Source organism: Micromonospora sp. NPDC049497 (genome assembly GCF_044465805.1).
In the GTDB taxonomy this organism is placed as follows: domain Bacteria; phylum Actinomycetota; class Actinomycetes; order Mycobacteriales; family Micromonosporaceae; genus Micromonospora.
Genome location: NZ_JBITMC010000005.1, coordinates 279,856 through 295,086, shown reverse-complemented (window position 1 = coordinate 295,086; position 15,231 = coordinate 279,856). Strand labels below are relative to the sequence as shown.

At 74.0% G+C, this 15,231-nt stretch carries 10 protein-coding genes; 5 read left to right on the top strand and 5 right to left on the bottom strand.

Annotation, left to right across the window (positions count from 1 at the left end; translation table 11 throughout):
* The first annotated feature begins 72 nt into the window (after window positions 1–72).
* Window positions 73–627 (top strand): NUDIX hydrolase, encoded by a 555-nt coding sequence (locus ACIBR0_RS10745; protein WP_396714349.1) that lies wholly within the window; start codon window positions 73–75, stop codon window positions 625–627.
* Here ACIBR0_RS10745 and ACIBR0_RS10740 read toward each other — a convergent pair.
* Window positions 596–1,687 (bottom strand): mannose-1-phosphate guanylyltransferase, encoded by a 1,092-nt coding sequence (locus tag ACIBR0_RS10740; protein WP_396714282.1) that lies wholly within the window; start codon window positions 1,685–1,687, stop codon window positions 596–598. The two genes, ACIBR0_RS10745 and ACIBR0_RS10740, sit on opposite strands and share 32 nt — an antisense overlap.
* 59 nt (window positions 1,688–1,746) lie before the next feature.
* On the bottom strand, window positions 1,747–2,892 hold the full coding sequence (locus ACIBR0_RS10735) for a glycosyltransferase family 1 protein (RefSeq protein ID WP_357029947.1): 1,146 nt from the start codon (window positions 2,890–2,892) through the stop codon (window positions 1,747–1,749).
* Between the two features lie 152 nt (window positions 2,893–3,044).
* On the opposite strand from ACIBR0_RS10735, the gene ACIBR0_RS10730 reads away from it, so the two are divergent.
* On the top strand, window positions 3,045–3,725 hold the full coding sequence (locus tag ACIBR0_RS10730; protein WP_396714280.1) for a TIGR03089 family protein: 681 nt from the start codon (window positions 3,045–3,047) through the stop codon (window positions 3,723–3,725).
* Between the two features lie 41 nt (window positions 3,726–3,766).
* Here the strand turns inward: ACIBR0_RS10730 and ACIBR0_RS10725 are convergent, their stop codons facing one another.
* The gene (locus ACIBR0_RS10725) at window positions 3,767–5,755 is read right to left on the bottom strand and encodes an acetoacetate--CoA ligase (RefSeq protein ID WP_396714278.1); all 1,989 of its coding nucleotides are present in this window, start codon (window positions 5,753–5,755) and stop codon (window positions 3,767–3,769) included.
* Window positions 5,756–5,967: 212 nt separating this feature from the next.
* Window positions 5,968–6,486 carry a hotdog domain-containing protein gene (locus ACIBR0_RS10720; RefSeq protein ID WP_357029941.1) on the bottom strand — a complete coding sequence of 173 codons (519 nt, stop codon included), beginning with the start codon at window positions 6,484–6,486 and terminating at the stop codon, window positions 5,968–5,970.
* A gap of 23 nt (window positions 6,487–6,509) precedes the next feature.
* Here ACIBR0_RS10720 and ACIBR0_RS10715 point away from each other — a divergent pair, with 23 nt between their 5' ends.
* Window positions 6,510–7,139 (top strand): hypothetical protein, encoded by a 630-nt coding sequence (locus ACIBR0_RS10715; protein WP_396714276.1) that lies wholly within the window; start codon window positions 6,510–6,512, stop codon window positions 7,137–7,139.
* A 58-nt stretch (window positions 7,140–7,197) separates the two neighbouring features.
* On the opposite strand, the gene ACIBR0_RS10710 is transcribed toward ACIBR0_RS10715, so the two are convergent.
* Window positions 7,198–8,361 carry an acyl-CoA dehydrogenase family protein gene (locus ACIBR0_RS10710; RefSeq protein WP_357029937.1) on the bottom strand — a complete coding sequence of 388 codons (1,164 nt, stop codon included), beginning with the start codon at window positions 8,359–8,361 and terminating at the stop codon, window positions 7,198–7,200.
* A gap of 252 nt (window positions 8,362–8,613) precedes the next feature.
* Between ACIBR0_RS10710 and ACIBR0_RS10705 the strand changes: the two genes are divergently transcribed.
* Window positions 8,614–10,041, top strand: a complete 1,428-nt coding sequence (locus ACIBR0_RS10705; protein WP_396714275.1) for a UDP-glucose dehydrogenase family protein — start codon at window positions 8,614–8,616, stop codon at window positions 10,039–10,041.
* A gap of 174 nt (window positions 10,042–10,215) precedes the next feature.
* Window positions 10,216–15,168: an SCO7613 C-terminal domain-containing membrane protein gene (locus tag ACIBR0_RS10700; protein ID WP_396714273.1), complete on the top strand. Its 4,953-nt coding sequence runs from the start codon at window positions 10,216–10,218 to the stop codon at window positions 15,166–15,168.
* Window positions 15,169–15,231: the final 63 nt, after the last annotated feature.

Below are 15,231 nucleotides of genomic sequence, written 5' to 3'. Positions count from 1 at the left end.
CGCGTGCCAGACGAAAGGAAGGGCCCCCCGTTAACGCCTCGGGTTGTAGAAGGGCCCCTTCTTAACGCCGGACTGCACGCCGACGCCCTCGCCGTGCTGAGCGGCTGGACGCCCACCTCGCCGGAGTCGGCCACCGCCCGCGACCGGACGCTGGAGTTGCTGGCCGCCGGGCCGGTGGCGATGAGCCGGGAGCACCGCGCCGGCCACGTCACCGCCAGCGCGCTGGTCCTCGACGCGACCGGCACCCGGGTGCTGCTGTGCCTGCACGGCAAGTTCCACCGGTGGGTGCAACTCGGCGGGCACTGCGAGCCGACCGACCGCACGCTGGCCGCCGCCGCCCTGCGTGAGGCGACCGAGGAGTCCGGGATCGACGGCCTGCGGATCGACCCGGTGCCGATCGACGTCGACATCCACGCGGTGGGCTGCCAGGGCGGCTCGTTCCACCACGACGTACGCTTCGCCGTCCTCGCCCCGCCCGGCGCGGTCGGCGCGGCCAGCGACGAGTCGGAGGACCTGGGCTGGTTCCCGCCGGACCGGCTGCCGGAACCACTGGCCGGCGGGACCGCGAAGCTGGTCCCACCGGCCCTGGCAGCACTCAGACGAGCCCCTCTTCGCCCCGTTCCTTGAGCTCGTCGACGATCTTCTTGACGTCCTGGGCGCGGTCACGCGGGCACACCAGCAGCGCGTCCGGGGTGTCCACCACGATGAGGTCGCGGAGCCCGATCGTGGCGACCAGCCGCCCGGACTGCGGCACCACCACCAGGTCGTGGCTGTCCCGCAGCAGCACGGCCGGCTTGCCGTCGGCACCGAGCACCACGTTGCCGTGGGCGTCGGCCGGCAGCACCTCACCGAGAGTGTGGAAGTCGCCGACGTCGTTCCAGCCGAAGTCGCCGGGGACGGTCGCGACCCGGCCGGCGGTCGCCGCACCCTCCATCACCGCGTAGTCGACGGAGATCTTCGGCAGGGTCGGCCAGACCGTGCCGAGCACGTCGTCCTGCTCCTCGGTGCCCCACGCCGCGGCGATCGCCACGATGCCGGCGTGCAGTGCCGGCTGCTGGCGCGCCAGTTCGGCGAGGAAGACGTCCACGCGCCAGACGAACATGCTGGCGTTCCACAGGTGGCGCCCCGAGCGGACGTACGTCTCGGCGACGTCGGCGCTCGGCTTCTCCTTGAACTCGGCGACGGGCCGCAGCGGGTTGTCACCGCTCGACTCACCGGTCTCCAGGTAGCCGTAGCCGGTCTCGGCCCGGGTCGGGGTGATCCCGACCGTCATCAACAGGCCCTGTTCGGCGCCCCGGACGGCCTCGCGCACGACCTCCCGCCAGCGCTCCGGGTCACCGATCAGGTGGTCGGCGGCGAACGAGCCCATGACCGCCTCCGGATCCCGCTGCGCGATGACCGCCGCGGCGAGCGCGATCGCCGCACAGGAGTCCCGGGGCGACGGCTCGACCAGGAAGTTCTCCTCCGGGAGCCCGGTCAGCTGGCGCGCCACCGCCGCCACGTGCGCAGCCCCGGTCACCACCAGCGTCCGCTCGGGTGTGGTCAGCGGGCCCAACCGCTCCACCGTCGCCTGGAGCAGCGAGGCGGCCGAGCCGGTGAGCGGGTGGAGGAACTTGGGATGGCCCGCGCGGGACAGCGGCCACAACCTCGTGCCGCTGCCGCCCGCCGGGATGACGGCGTAAATCACCCGCACATCATGCCCGACCCACCTGAAAGGAAGGGCCCGGTCATCCCCCGCGTCGCGGCTCAGGCCCGCGCCCGGGTCCAGGCGGCGATGTGCACCTCGGCGCTGGACTCCCAGGTGAACTCCTTGGCCCGGTCGAAACCGGCCTTCGCGAGGGTCAGGCGGCGCTGCTCGTCGTCGAGCAGGGCCACCAGGTCCGTGGCGATCTGGTCGGGCGCCTCGCTGGTGTACGCCACCGCGTCGCCGCCCACCTCGGGCAGCGACAGGCGGGGCGTGGTCAGCACCGGGGCGGCGCACGCCATCGCCTCGAGGATCGGCAGGCCGAAGCCCTCACCGTAGGACGGGTACGCGGCGACGAGCGCCCCGCCGAGGAAGCCGGGCAGGTCGGCGTAGCGCAGGTAGCCGGGGCGCAGCAGACGCAGGTGCGACGGGACCTCCGCCACCGCCCGGTCGATGTCGTCGTCGTGGCCCTGGCCACCGGCGATCACCAGCGCCGGCGGGTCCTCCCGCTCGGCAACCGCGCGAGCCCAGCCCCGGATCAGGTTGGGGACGTTCTTGCGCGGCTCCTTCGCCCCGAGGAAGGCCACGTAGCTGGAGCTGCCGAGCCCGAGCCGGGCGCGTACCCGTGCCTTCTCCTCCTCGCTGGGCGCGTGGAAGGCGGTGTGGTCGACACCGTGGTAGGCCACGTCGATCTTGGTCGGGTCGGCGTCGAGCAGCCGGATCAGCTCGTCGCGGGTGGCCTTGCTGGGCACGATCACCCGGTCGGCCCTCCGCAGCGACGTCTTGATCGCGCTGCGGAAGAAGGTGCGCCGTGACTTGTCGTAGTGCTCCGGCTCGGTGAAGAAGGTCGCGTCGTGCACGGTCACCGTGACCGGGCATCCGGCGCGCAACGGGCACGTGTAGAAGGGCGAGTGCAGCACCTGGGCGCCGACCTGCTGGGCAAGCAACGGCAGGCCGGTCTGCTCCCAGGCGAGCCGGGCCGGACGGTGCGCCACGGCGGCCGGGGCGGGGATGATCTCGGCGCCCGGCAGCATCCGGGTGTAGCGCTCCAGGTCGGTGCGGAGGCTGACCACGGCCAGCTCCACTCCCGACCCGCACACCTTACCGAGGGCGCCGAGCAGGCCGTCGACGTATCGACCGACACCGCCACGGTCGGCGGGGACACTCGTGGCGTCGATGAGCACGCGGGGCGGGCGACCGGCGGTCACGGGGCGACTCCTTGAACTGGCGGGTCTGTGGGGAACAACACTCCTGGGCAAGCCTACGCCGCAGCCCCCGAAGGGCGGTGACTGCGACCCGACGGTACGCCGACTTGTCGCTGTCATCTCCTACGGCCGGCGGAGGCGTATCGTTCGCGCCGATGGCCGAGAACATTGCCCGGGTCTTCGCCGACGCGATCGCGCCCGACCCCACCCGACCGTTGCTGACCTGGTACGACGACGCCACCGGCGAGCGGACCGAGCTGTCCGGCGCGACGCTGGCGAACTGGGTGTCCAAGACCGCCAACCTGCTCGTCGACGAGTTGGGCCTCGGCACCGGCGACACCGCCGGCGTGCTGCTCCCGCCGCACTGGCAGACCGCGGCGGTGCTGCTCGGTTGCTGGTCGGCCGGGCTGACGGTGGCGGAGACGCCGGGCGAGGTGGACGTGCTCTTCGCCGCTGCCGACCGGGTGGGCCAGGCGGAGGCCTGGTCGGCCGGGGACCGGTACGCCCTCGCCCTCGACCCGTTCGCGCTGCCCATGCGGCAGGTGCCGCCGGGCTTCGCCGACTACGTGCTGGAGGTCCGCGCGCACGGCGACCACTTCACGCCGTACGCCTCCGGGGCTGAGGACCTGGTGGAACGCGCGCGGCGACGCGCGGACGAACTCGGCCTCGCCCCCGGCGACCGCGTCCTGATCGACGCGGCGGCACATCCCGACCCGCAAGACTGGCTCCTGGCCCCGCTGGCCACGGCCGCGACGGTGGTCCTCTGCGCCAACCTCGACCCGACGCGTCTCCCCAGCCGGACCGAGACCGAAAAAGTCACCCGAACCCTGACCTGACCCGCCCCGCGGGTGCGGCGGGACGGGGCCGGGGGGGTCGGTCAGGCTGGGGTGGGGTTGTCGGTCGGGGTGCGGCGTTGGGCGAAGGTGGCGAAGGCCGTGAGGGACTCGGGGTTGGCCAGCGCGCCCCTGGCCGCCGCCGAGTCCACCGGGGTGCCCGTCAGGATCTTCTTCACCGGGACCTCCAGCTTCTTCGCCGAGAGGGTGCGCGGGACCGCCCGCACCTGGTGGATCTCGTCCGGGACGTGCCGCGGCGACAGGGCGGTACGCAGCTCCCGGCAGATCTTCCGCCGCAGGTCGTCGTCCAGCTCCAGCCCCTCCGCCAGCACCACGAACAGCAGCAGCTCGCCGGCGCCACCCTCGTCGTCCTCCAGGTGCACGACGACCGAGTCGACGACCTCGTCCAAGCCCTCCACCACCGAGTAGAACTCGGCGGTGCCCAGCCGTACACCGCCCCGGTTCAGGGTGGCGTCGGAGCGGCCGGTGATCACACAGCCGCCCCGGGAGTTGATCGTGATCCAGTCGCCGTGCCGCCAGACGCCCGGGTACAGGTCGAAGTACGCCTCCCGGTAGCGGCTGCCGTCGGTGTCGTTCCAGAACGCGACCGGCATGCTCGGCATCGGCTCGGTGATCACCAGCTCGCCCAGCTCCCCGATGACCGGGGTGCCGTCGGCGGAGCGGGCCTCCACCTTCGCGCCCAGCGCCCGGCAGGTGATCTCCCCGGCGTGCACCGGCAGCAGCGGCACCCCGCCGACGAAACCGGTGCACACGTCGGTGCCGCCGGACAGCGACTGGAGCTGAAGGCGGTCACCGACCGTCTCGTACACCCAGGTGAAGCCCTCGGCCGGCAGCGGCGCACCGGTCGAGCCGAGCCCGCGCAGCGCGGACAGGTCGGCGATCTCCCTGGGCACCAACCCGGCCTTCCGGCAGGCCAGCAGGAACGGCGCGGAGGTCCCGAAGTACGTGGTGCCGGTCTTCTCCGCGAGCCGCCACAGCGCGCCCAGGTCCGGGTGGCCCGGGTTGCCGTCGAAGAGCACGATGGTCGCGCCCACGGCCGGCCCGGAGACCAGGAAGTTCCACATCATCCAGCCGGTCGTGGTGAACCAGAAGAAGCGGTCGGCCGGGCCCAGGTCATGGTGCAGGGCGAGCATCTTCAGGTGTTCCAGCAGGATGCCGCCGTGGCCGTGCACGATCGGCTTGGGCAGCCCGGTGGTGCCCGAGGAGTAGAGCACGTAGAGCGGGTGGTCGAAGGCGACCGGGGTGAAGGTCAGCGGCTCGTCGGTGTCCGCGGCCAGATCGCCCCAGGCGAGGGCCCCCTCCGGCGGCGGGCCGGCCGGGTCCAGGTACGCGATGCCGACGGTGTGCTCCAGCGACGGCAGGGCCGCCCGGATCGCGGCCACCTCGCCCCGGCGGTCCACCGGCTTGTCGCCGTAGCGGTAGCCGTCCACCGCGACCAGCACCTTCGGCGCGATCTGCTGCCAGCGGTCGGTGACGCTGCGGGTGCCGAACTCCGGCGCGCAGGACGAGAAGACCGCGCCCAGGCTGCTGGTGGCCAGCAGCAGCACGTACGTCTCTGGAATGTTCGGCGCGTACGCGGCCACCCGGTCGCCGGCGGTGACGCCCAGCCGGCGCAGACCGGCCGCCACCCGGCGGACCTGCTCCCGCAGCTCGGCGACGGTGAGGGTGACCGGGGGGCGGGTCTGGCCGTGCGCGATCACCACCGGGTCGTCGTCGGCGCGGCCCGGCATCCGCAGCACGTTCTCCGCGTAGTTGAGGGTGGCGCCGGGGAACCAGCGGGCACCGGGCATGCCGCGGTCGGCCAGCGTGGCCGTGGGCGGCGTGTGCGCCACCACGTCGAAGTGGTCCCAGATCGAGCGCCAGAACGCGTCGAGGTCGGTGACCGACCAGCGCCACAGCTCGTCGTAGTCGGCGAAGTCCAGCCCCCGGTGCTCCCGCAGCCAGCCCAGGTAGTCACCGATCCGCGACCGCTGGAGTACGTCCGCCGGCGGCGTCCACAGCACGTCACCCACTGCTCCACCCTCCCTCGCGCCCCGTCACCACACTGTGCATGGGCCGTGGCGCCATCTTGCCCTACCTCGAAGCGCCATTCTCCGCACCGGGTGCCGACCAGGGGGCGTGCGCGGTCCACATGCCCGCTCGCCGACCTGTGTGGGCCCGCGTTGGGAAGGGCCCCTTGTTAACGCCAGGCGTTAACAAGGGGCCCTTCCTTACACGGCGAGCGTCAGCCGGCCCGGTGCGCCTGGATGGCGCGGCGACGGGCGAGCCGGTGGGCGCGGCGGATCTCCGCCTCCCGGAAGCGTCGCTCGTCCTCCGGGGTCTCCGGCAGCACCGGCCGGATCATCCGCGGGGCGCCGCCCACGTCGACGCCGACGAAGACCAGGTACGCGGTGGCCACCCGCACCGGCTCGGTCTCGGCCGAGTCCCAGCGTTCGGCCACCACCCGCACCCCCACTTCCATCGAGGTCTGCCCGGTCCAGTTCACCTGGGCGTGCGCGTGCACCAGGTCGCCGACCCGGACCGCCTCGGAAAAGACGATCTCGTCGATCGCGGCGGTGACCGCGGTGCCCCCGCTGTGCCGGGCCGCCGCCGCGCCCGCCACGTCGTCGACGAACTTCATCAGCACCCCGCCGTGCACCGTGCCGTAGAGGTTGACGTCGACGGCGGTCATGATGCGGCTCAGCGTCACCCGGGAGTACGCGGTCGGCTTGCCCGGCGGTGTGGTCGAGGGGTGCTCGGTCATGCCGGAAACGGTACGGTGCGCGGATGCGTCATCTCTGGAGCTTCCTCGCCGGTGTGGTGGTGGCACCCGTCACGTGGGTGCTGGTCACCCTCGGGCAGGACGGGTCGGCCCGGACCGTCGACCGATGGGTGGAGATCGGTAAGTTCAACTCTGCGAACCTGATCGAGCCGGCCGTGTGGCTCGCCGTCGGCGGCATCCTGCTCGGCCTGATCGGCACACTGCGCACCTCGCCGCTCGGCCCGCTGGTCGCGGGGCTGCTGCTCGTCACCCCGTACGTGGGGGTGTTCGTCGCGCCGTTCGGCATGCGCGACCGCATCCCGGACGGCTGGGAGGTGCTCGGGGATCCGCTGCCCCTGCGCCTGCCGGTCGAGAACGGCACGCTGTTCCTGATCGGCGTGATGCTGCTGATGGCCACGGTCAGCGCGCAGCGCTGGCGGCGGTGGCCCCGGCCCGTGACCGAGGCGGAGCTGACCTCGGCCACCGGCCCGGAGCGGCAGGACTTCACCCTCACCGACTGGCCACCGGCCAACCCGGCCGAGCGGGACACCGCACCACTGAACCTGGGTTACCCGGACCCGACCCCGACCGAGCCGCTGCCGCGGCGCCCCGGCGGCGAATCGCCCTGGTCGGCGCCGCCGCGCAGCCCGCACTGACCGCAGGACACCTTGATCCGCGCGGGCGGGCCGGGAGACCGGCCCGCCCCCGAGCGGGTCAGCCCTTGAGCAGCTGGCGGGCCATGACGATCCGCTGCACCTGGTTGGTGCCCTCGTAGATCTGCGTGATCTTGGCGTCCCGCATCATCCGCTCGACCGGGTAGTCCCGGGTGTAGCCGTAACCGCCGAGCAGCTGCACCGCGTCGGTGGTGATCTCCATGGCGGCGTCCGAGGCGTAGCACTTGGCCGCCGCACCGAAGTAGGTCAGGTCGGCGTCGCCGCGCTCGGACTTGCCGGCCGCCGCGTACGTCAACTGCCGCGCCGCCTCCAGCTTCATGCCCATGTCGGCGAGCATGAACTGGATGCCCTGGAACTCGGCGACGGCCTTGCCGAACTGCCGGCGCTCCTGCACGTACGTCTTCGCGTAGTCGAGCGCGCCCTGCGCGATGCCGACGGCCTGCGCGGCGATGGTGACCCGGGTGTGGTCCAGGGTCTGCATCGCGGTGGCGAAGCCGGTGCCCTCCGCGCCGATCATCCGGTCCGCCGGGATCCGGACGTTGTCGAGGTAGACCTCGCGGGTGGGCGAGCCCTTGATGCCGAGCTTCTTCTCCGGAGCGCCGAAGCTGACCCCGGCGTCGGACTTCTCGACCACGAAGGCGGAGATGCCCCGGGACCGCGCGGACGGGTCGGTCACGGCGAAGACGGTGTAGAACTCGGACACCCCGGCGTTGGTGATCCAGCGCTTCACGCCGTTGAGCACCCAGTGGTCACCGTCACGGACCGCGCGGGTCGTCATCGACGCCGCGTCGCTGCCCGCCTCCGGCTCGGACAGGCAGTACGAGAACATCGCGTCACCCGAGGCCACCTGGGTCAGGTACTTACGCTTCAGCTCCTCCGAACCGGCCAGCAGCAGCGGCATGGTGCCGAGCTTGTTGACCGCCGGGATCAGCGAGGACGAGGCGCAGGCGCGCGCCACCTCCTCGATCACGATGGCTGTGGCCAGGGCGTCCGCGCCCGCGCCCCCGTACTCGACGGGGATGTGTGGGGCGTGGAAGTCGGCGGCCCGCAGGGCGTCGTACGACGCCTTCGGGAACTCACCGGTCTCGTCCGCCTCGGCGGCGTGCGGAGCCACCTTCGCCGCACAGACCTCACGGACCGCCTCCCGGATCGCCTCGTGCTCCTCGGGCAACCGGTAGACGTCGAACGACTGCTCTGCGGCCATGTCGGCCCCTCCCCTTCACCGCTATCATGCGCAGGTCTGTAGCGTGAACTGACCGCCGACCGCGCAGACTGAAGGATAGCGACCACCGTTCAGGCGATGTTACCGCCGCGTAGGCCCGGAGATCGACCGACCGCCGAGGCCGCTCGGTGACCATCTGAAGAAGCACCACCACCCCACACCGGTGCCCCCTCAGGCGCCGCAGCAGAATGCGACACGAAGTTGTGGTCGCCAGTGCGAGCGGAGAAGACAGGCGTGACGATCCCGTACCCGAACACCCAGCCGACGCCCGCCATCGCGGCGGTGACGCCCCCCTCGGGTGCCGCCCGCCCCCGGGTGACCTTCCTGGGTACCGGCTACCTCGGCGCGACGTACGCCATCTGCTACGCGGAGCTGGGCTACGAGGTGCTCGGTTTCGACGTGGACGCCGAGAAGATCGACATGCTGAACGCGGGCGAGGTGCCGATCCACGAGCCGGGCCTGGACGAGCTGCTCAAGCGCAATCTGGCCGCCGGCCGGCTGCGCTTCAGCACCGACATCGCCGAGACCGCCGACTTCGGCGACGTGCACTTCATCTGTGTCGGCACCCCGCAGCGGGCCGACGGCATGGGCGCCGACCTGTCGTACGTCGAGGCGTCCGTCACCAGCCTCGCCCAGCACCTGAACCGCAAGGCCCTCATCGTGGGCAAGTCGACCGTGCCGGTCGGCACCGCCGAGTGGGTGGAGCAGCTGGTCAGCAAGCACGCCCCGGCCGACCTGGGCGTCGAGGTGGCGTGGAGCCCGGAGTTCCTCCAGGAGGGCTTCGCCGTCGACGACGTGCTGCGCCCCAACCGGATCGTGGTGGGCGTCAAGAGCGAGTGGGCCAACGGCATGCTCTACGCCGCCCACAAGGGCGTCTTCGACCTGGCCGCCACCGAGGACCGCGAGGTCCCGCTGGTGGTCACCGACTTCGCCACCGCCGAGCTGGTCAAGGTCGCCGCGAACGCCTTCCTCGCCACCAAGATCTCCTTCATCAACGCGATGGCCGAGGTCTGCGAGGCCTCCGGCGGCGACGTCACCCACCTGGCCCGCGCGATCGGCTTCGACCCGCGCATCGGCAACCGGTTCCTCCAGGCCGGGCTCGGCTTCGGCGGCGCCTGCCTGCCGAAGGACATCCGGGCGTTCCAGGCCCGGGCGCAGGAGCTGGGCGCGGGCGAGGCGCTGCGCTTCCTGCACGAGGTCGACCTGATCAACCTGCGCCGCCGGACCCGGGTGGTCCAGCTCGCCGCGGAGCTGCTCGGCCGTCGATCCGGGCCCGCCGGCCCGGACCTCTCCGGCACCCGTATCGCGGTCCTGGGTGCGACCTTCAAGCCCAACACCGACGACGTACGCGACGCGCCCGCGCTCGCCGTCGCCGCGCTGCTGCGCAAGGCCGGCGCCGACGTGCACGTCTACGACCCGCAGGGCATGGAGCGGGCCCGCGCGGTGGCGCCCGAGCTGACCTACGAGCCGGGGATCAACGAGGCGGTCACCGGGGCGGACCTGGTCTGCGTGCTCACCGAGTGGGCCGACTTCCGCAACGCCGACCCGGTCGCCCTCGGCGAGCTGGCCGCCGGCCGCAAGGTCGTCGACGGCCGCAACTGCCTCGACTCGGCACTGTGGACGCAGGCCGGCTGGGAGTACCGCGGCATGGGCCGCCCCTGATCGCGCACCCCTGACGGACGAACGGCCGGCCGGCCGCGGAGCACCCTCCGCGACCGGCCGTTCGCCGTACGCGCCGGCGATCTTTGCGCCGGACCCGCCGACAACTGTCGAAATCCGCGCCCGTATTGGGCATGCTGCGACAGTGGGAGTCCACAGTGCGGGTGGAGGGCAGTCGTGGCGACGTTCAAGTGCTCCTCGTGCGGCCGGGAGATCAAGCCGGCCGCCAACTGCCCGCACTGCGGTGCCCACCAGCCGCAGTGGCTGGAACACCTGGCGGAGATCGAGCGCTCGATCGCGGAGATGAAGGCCCGGGAGGCCGCCATCGCCAGCGAGCAGCGTCAGCTCGCCGTCAAGATGCAGGCCGCCCTGTTCCAGCGGGACATCCTCGCGCACGCCGGTGAGGAACGCGTCAAGCAGGCCACCCGCCCGCGCCGGGTACTGCGCCGCCGGCCCGGCCGGCGCCCGCCGACGGCCACCACCGGCGCCCCGCCCCGGGTTCCCCGGCAGGGCACCACTCCCGGCCCGGACGACCCGCCCCCGCCGCCGTCCCAGACCGCCACCTGGCTGACCGCGGACGACCCGGAGCACCCGCCGGAGGCGTCCTCGCGGGAGGTGCAGAACATCCCGCTCGGCCTCGGCGCGCTGCTCCTCGGGGTCGCCGCGGTGGTCTTCGCCGCGGTGGCCACCAGCTCGATGGACGCGCTGGCCCGACTGGGCATCCTGCTGCTCGCCACGGCCCTGCTCCTGCTCGTCCCGCCGGTGCTGGCCCGGCGCGGTCTGACCTCCACCGCCGAGACGATCTCCGCCGTCGGCCTGCTGCTGGTGCCGCTGGCGGGGTACGCGCTCTGGGCCGTGGACACGATCGGCGGGGGCGGCGCGTCGGGCGCCGTCTTCGCCAGCATGATCTTCGCGGTCACCGCCGGCGTGTCCTTCGGGTACGCCCTCTGGACCGGCCTGCGCGCACCCCGCTTTGCGGCCGTGCTCGCCGCCCAGCCGGTGCTGCCGCTGCTGGCGTACGACCGGCTGAGTGGCCCGGGCGGTTGGGCGCTGGTGCTGACCGCGGTCGCCGTACTGGACCTGTGGCTGGCCCGGTCGCCGGTCACCGAGGAACGGCCGGTGCGCCGGGACGTTCCGGCGGCGCCGGAGGGTGCGGACACGTCCACCGCCCCGATACCACCCGCCGGGCCGGACGGGGCCGCCGGATCGACGACCGCGCCGCGGCAGCGACGGGGCGGGGATCGGCCGGAGGCCGCGCCGGAGGAGTCCGGCGAGGTCCTCGCCGGCACCACCGGGGAGGAGATGCCGCCCGCCGTCCGGCCGGTGCCGTGGCTCGCCGAGCTGACCATCTCGCTGCACGGGGTGGCGGTGGCACTCGCCCTCGCGTACGCCGTCTCCGCGCTGCTGCGGGCGACCACCGTGCCGGGCGCGACCGGTGCCGGCACGGTGCTGGTGCTGGCCGCCGCCGTGGGCCTGGCCGGGGCGCTGGGCGTGCGCCGGCCCCCGCTGCCGGACATCGGCGCGGCGGTCCTCACGCTGGCCGTGATCGGTGCGCTGAGCCGGATCGCCTCGGTCGCGCTGCCCGGCCGGTCGCTGCTGGCGATCGCGGCGGTCATCACGCTCACCGGGCTGGCCGTCCGGGCGGTCCCGGAGGCGGCCCGGCGCGGTCCCCAGTTCGCCTCGGCGATCGCCCTCACCGTCAGCGGCGTCGTGGTGGCCGGTGGGGCCCTGCGGGCCGGCGTCGCCCCGGTGCGCGCCGCCCTGCCGGCCTGGGCCGCGGACCTGGACCGGTACCCGGTCGAGCTGGCGGCGGCGGTCGGCCCCACCGCCTGGCAGCTCGCCGCGAGCGCGTTCCTGTTGACCGTCGCGGCGGTGCTGTCGCTGCCGCCCGAGATCCGTCGCGAGTTCGCGGTGGCCGGTGCGGCGCTGACCGCGCTCTCCGTGCCGGCGTCCCTCGGTCTCGGCTGGGCGGCGGCGCCGTGGCCGATGGTGCTCACCGCCATCGGCATCGGCGCGGCCGGCCTCTCCGCCCGGACCGGGCGGGCCGCCGTGGCGCACGCCGTCGGCGCCGCGGTGGTGGGCCTGTTCGGGGCGGGGGCCGGGCTGAGCCGGCCCGCGCTGACAGCCGCCGTCCTGATCGCCCTCTTCGTCGCCGGGGCGCTGGTGGCGGTGGCCCCGCGGGTCCGGCTGGCACCGGCCAGCGCCGACACCCTCTCCGCGTGGGCGGCGGGTGGCGCCGCGTTCGCACTGCCCGGCGCGGTCGCCGCCTTCGTGGCCGCCACCGTGCCGTCCGGCTCGGCACCCACCCCTGGCAACCTCCGCGAGGTCACCGTCCCGGTGCTGGCGGCGAGCTTCCTGGCGGTCTGCGTCACACTCGGGTACGCCGCTTTCGTGCAGGTGTCCGAGCGACACATCCCGGCACCGTTGGCGGTCGGCACCGGCCTGGGCGCACTCGTGGTCGCCTCGGCCGGCTTCGGCGCTCCCGGCGCGACCGCCGCCGACGCCTGGGTGAGCGCGCTGCTGCTGATCGCGGGTGCCCTGCTCCTCCTCGCACCCAACATCGACGCCGGGCGCCGATCGGACCTGACGCTGGACGGGTCCGACCTGGCCACCGCGGCGGTGACCACCGCCCTCATCGCCACGATGGTGCGGATCACCGCCGTCCTCGCCCCCGGCGGTCAGCTCGTCGTCGCCGCCGGGCTGGTGCTGGTGGTCGCTGTGGCCGCCCGGGCGATGCCGGTGGAGTGGCGGCGCGGCCCGATCCTCGGCGTCGCCATCGGCGGGGTGCTGATCGGGGTGCTCGCCGGCTGGTCGGCACTGCGCGGCGGGTTCGGCGTGCTGGCCACGCCCGGACCGATCTGGGCCGGGGACCTGACCGGGTGGCCGGCCGCGCCGACCGGCGGTTCGACGTGGCAGGGACCCGTCGCCCTGGTCCTGCTCGCCGTCGCCGCGGCGATCCTGCTGCCGCCGCCCTGGCGGTACGACGTGTCGGGCGCGGCTGCCGCCCTGGCCGCCATGGGTACGCCGGCGGCGTTCGACCTGCCCTGGTGGTCGCCCGTCCTGGTGGGCGCCGCCGTGGCCACCGGGTACGGCATGGCGGCGGTGGCCTCGGTGGATCCCCGCGCCGCGCTGTCCCGGGCCGTGGTGGCCGGTGTGGTCGCCCTGCACGCGGCCGGCACGGGCCTGGTCCGCCCGTGGACCACGGCGCTGGCGCTGGGCAGCATCGCGCTGATCGGCGTCGTGGTGGCCGCCCTGGCCCGGTCCTTCGCCCCGCCCCTGGTGGACGACATCGACACCGAGGGCATGCCACCGCACCTCGCCCAGATCGGTGGTGCCGCCACGGCGGCCGCGCTGCTCGCGCTCCCCGGTGCGGTGGCCGCCCTGGCCGCCGAGTTCGGCCGTACGCCGCAGGTCGTGGTGACCGCCGCGTTGGCCGCGTCCAGTCTGGGCCTGGCCGGGGTGGCCGCCGTCCGGCGGCAGGTGCCGCAGTACCTGCCCTGGGCGAGCGCGGCGGTCGTCGGCGGGGCGTCCGTGAGCGCGTTCGCGGCCGTCCCCACCGACCTGCCCGTCGGGGTGTACGCCGCCGCCGCGGCGCTGCTCGGCGTGCTCGCCGAGCTGGTCCGCGGCGCCACCGAGCCACCGGCCGACGCGGCGCAGCCGGTGCGCCGCTGGTCGGTGCTGCTCGACGGGGCACTGCGCCGCACGGACACCGGCGCCCGCCGCTGGCGGTTCAGCCCGGCCGCCGGTGCGCTCGCCGCGGCGAGCGTGCCGACCCTGCTGGCGCTGGTCTCCATCGCGCCGACGCTGTTCGTGGCGCTGGTGGAGCCGCACCGCACCCTGTCCCGGGTCTGGCAGGGGCCGCCGCCGGAGCTGCTCACCCCGCCGCCCGGCGCGGTCGACGCCACCCACGTGCTGACCGCGCTGCTGCTGACGGCTACCGCCGCCCTGGCCGCCGTCGGCTTCAGCGGTGGCCGGCGGTCCCGCGCGGTGCCGGTGATCCTGCCCGGCGCCGCGGTCACCGTGCTGATCACGCCGATCGCACTGGGCCAGGGGTGGCCGGGGAGCAGCCTCGCGGCGCTCGCGGTGTTCACCCTCTCGATGCTGGGCCTGGCGCTGACACCACCCCCGGCGCTGGTCGAGCGGGCCCGCTCGCTGCGGCTGGCCCGGGTGCTGGTCTTCGTGATCGGGCTGGCCGCCGGGGGCGCTGGTCTGTCCGGTTCCCTCGCCACCCGGGAGCTGACCCTGTTCACCCTGGGCGGCGCGGTCGGTGTCGGCACGGTCGCGGCGCTGTTCGGGACCACCCAGCGGGCGCGCATCCTGGGCTGGCTCTTCGCCTCCCTGATGGCGCAGCTCTTCGTCCTCACGGCCGGCCTCGTCGCCGGTCTCGCCGCCGTCTGGTCGGCGTTCGGTGTGCTGGCCGTGGGCGCGGCCCTCCAGGTGTTCGCCGCGATCCTTCCCCGGTTGCGGCGCCCGGAGGCGCAGCGCGAGGCGGCCACCGTCGAGTGGAGCGGGTACGCTGCCGCGCTCATCGCGCTGGCACTGGCGTTCGACTCACCCCGGCACATCGCGGCGCTGCTGGCCGCCTGGGGTGCGGTGCTCGGGGTGGCGGCGAGCCGCCCGGGCCGGCGGCCGGTGGAACGGCGCATCCTGTTCTGGGCCGTCGTCATCTGCGAGATCACCGCCTGGTGGATCCTGATGCGGGTGGCCGACGTGGCACTGCCCGAGGCGTACACGCTGCCGTTCGCGGCGCTCGCGCTGCTCGTCGGCGTACTGGAGCTGCGCCAGCGGCCCGACCTGAACAGCTGGGTGGCGTACGGGCCGGCCCTGGTCGCCGCCTTCGTACCCACCCTGGCGATCGTCCTGGCCACCGACTCCAGCACGCTGCGTCAGGTCCTCCTGCTGCTCGGCGCGGTGGCCGTACTGGTCTTCGGCTCGATGAGCCAGCAGCAGGCGCCGGTGATCGTCGGCGCCACCGTCACCGCCATCGCCGCCGTCCACGCCCTGTTCAGTCTGGGACCGTGGCTCGCCCTGATCCCGGTCGGCCTGCTGCTGCTGATCCTCGGGGCCAGCAACGAACGGCGCCGCCGGACCCAGGAACGGCTCCAGACCGCGCTGCGAGGGATGCGATGAGCGGTCGCTACAGGACGGCGGTGCCTCGCCGGCACGGCCGCGGCGACCGGCATGTGTCGCCGC